Source organism: Sphingomonas sp. (assembly GCF_035555815.1).
In the GTDB taxonomy this organism is placed as follows: domain Bacteria; phylum Pseudomonadota; class Alphaproteobacteria; order Sphingomonadales; family Sphingomonadaceae; genus Sphingomonas.
The window spans coordinates 1-1,813 of record NZ_DATMGG010000202.1 but is presented as its reverse complement, the minus strand read 5'-3'; the positions used below and the strand labels follow the sequence as shown (position 1 = coordinate 1,813).

Sequence of the window (1,813 nt, the reverse complement as noted above, 5' to 3'; positions counted from 1 at the left end):
CAGGCAGTACGGTTCGCGCCGGGACGCGGTCCCGGCGCGATTCAATCAGCGAGAGCGCTTACAATGACTCAAATTGTTCTTACTAAAGTGAACAAGCATTACGGCGGCATGCAGCACGCCGTCAAGGATATCGACCTGACGATCGCCGACAAGGAATTCATTTGTCTGGTGGGGCCGTCGGGGTGCGGCAAGTCCACGACCCTGCGCATGATCGCGGGCCTGGAAGAAATCAGCGGCGGCGAGATCCGCATCGGCGATCGGGTGGTCAATGACCTGCCGCCGCGGGATCGCGACGTGGCGATGGTGTTTCAGAATTACGCGTTGTACCTGCACATGACGGTGTACGACAACCTGGCGTTCGGGCTGCGCAACAAAAAGGTGCCCGAGCCGAAGATCAAAGAGGCGATCGACCGCGCGGCGGCGATCCTGGGGCTGGGCGAGCTGATGCAGCGCAAGCCTCGCCAGTTGTCGGGCGGCCAGCAGCAGCGGGTGGCGCTGGGTCGGTGCATCGTGCGCAACCCGAAGGTGTTTCTGTTCGACGAGCCGTTGTCGAACCTGGACGCGAAGCTGCGCACGCAGATGCGTCTGGAGATCAAGCGGCTGCGCGAGCGGGTGCCCACGACGTCGGTGTTCGTGACGCACGACCAGGTCGAGGCGATGACGCTGGGCGACCGGGTGGTGATCATGAAAGACGGGTACATCCAGCAATGCGGCACGCCGCTGCAGGTGTACGGCGAACCGGACAACAAATTCGTGGCGGGGTTCATCGGGGCGCCGTCGATGAATTTCTTCGAAGTGACGATCCAGGGCGAGGGCGATGCGCTGTACGCGGTCAATGCGACGCTGCGCGCGAAGGTGGCCGACCGGCACAAGGCGGCGCTGGCGTCGTGGAAGGACCGCAAGGTGATCCTGGGGGCGCGTCCGGAGCACCTGCGGGTGGCGTCCGAGGGCGCGTCGGACACGATCGGCAAGGTGACGGTCGACGTGATCGAGCAGCTGGGTTCGGAGATCGTGCTCGAGACGCGCGCGGGCGACGAGCCCCTGACGGTGGCGCGGGTCGATCCGCAGTCCACGCTGGCCTCGGGCGATGTGGTGACCCTGGCGATACTGTCCGAGCAACTGCGCTTCTTCGACCCCCAGACCGAGAAGGCGATCCGCTGACTCCTGCTTTTCGTCCCGGCGGCGCCGCCGCCGCCCGGTCCACGGCATTGCGCAGCGGTCTCGCCGTCGGCGCGGCCGCCCGCTGTAGAACGCTTCCCTGATACGGCATGCAACCCATCGCCCGCGCGCGGGCGATGGGTTGCATGCCGACCGCGTCAGGCGTAAGGTTCGGGAACGAATCTATTTGGCGGGGTGGCCACATGTATCTGAAGGATATGGCGCGGGTGATACGCAGCAAGAATGCCGGACCCCGCTGCACGACCCTGGACATCATGTTCTCGACGGATGCCGACTACCGGCGCGTCGCAGCCGCCGGCGCCATCAATGCCGCCTTGATCGGGGATTTGTATGGCGTCGCGCAATCGCGCGTGAAGATCATCGAATACCCGCTTTGCCGGGCCATAAAGATCGTTTTCCCGCGCCAGATCACCGCGGGCGATCCGGGCGATCGGGATGTTTATGGCGCGCAACAGCATGCGCGCTTGTTCGGAGTCGAAGTATGAGCGCGTCCGGGCGTATCCTGAAGGAGTTTTCGGGCGCCGGCGCGCGCCGCCCGCTGCGATTGCTGGGCGCGTCGGGGCAGCTCGGCTACGGCATTCCCACGGCGGCGTTCGACGCGGGGCTTGCGCGCAAGCCTGATTTGATCGGCTGC

2 protein-coding genes are annotated in these 1,813 nt (G+C 65.3%); both read left to right on the top strand.

The window, feature by feature from the left end; all coding sequences use genetic code 11:
- The first annotated feature begins 63 nt into the window (after nt 1–63).
- Entirely contained in the window at nt 64–1,161 is a 1,098-nt protein-coding gene (locus VNR91_RS11980; RefSeq protein WP_325491006.1) for a sn-glycerol-3-phosphate ABC transporter ATP-binding protein UgpC, read from the top strand.
- 200 nt (nt 1,162–1,361) lie between these two features.
- The gene (locus tag VNR91_RS11975; RefSeq protein WP_325491005.1) at nt 1,362–1,664 is read left to right on the top strand and encodes a DUF4387 domain-containing protein; all 303 of its coding nucleotides are present in this window, start codon (nt 1,362–1,364) and stop codon (nt 1,662–1,664) included.
- Nucleotides 1,665–1,813 lie beyond the last annotated feature (149 nt).

Excerpts from the sequence above, each read along its gene's own strand:
- VNR91_RS11975 (WP_325491005.1), top strand. The coding sequence starts at position 1,362 with ATGTATCTGAAGGATATGGCGCGGGTGATACGCAGCAAGAATGCCGGA.
- VNR91_RS11980 (WP_325491006.1), top strand. The coding sequence starts at position 64 with ATGACTCAAATTGTTCTTACTAAAGTGAACAAGCATTACGGCGGCATG.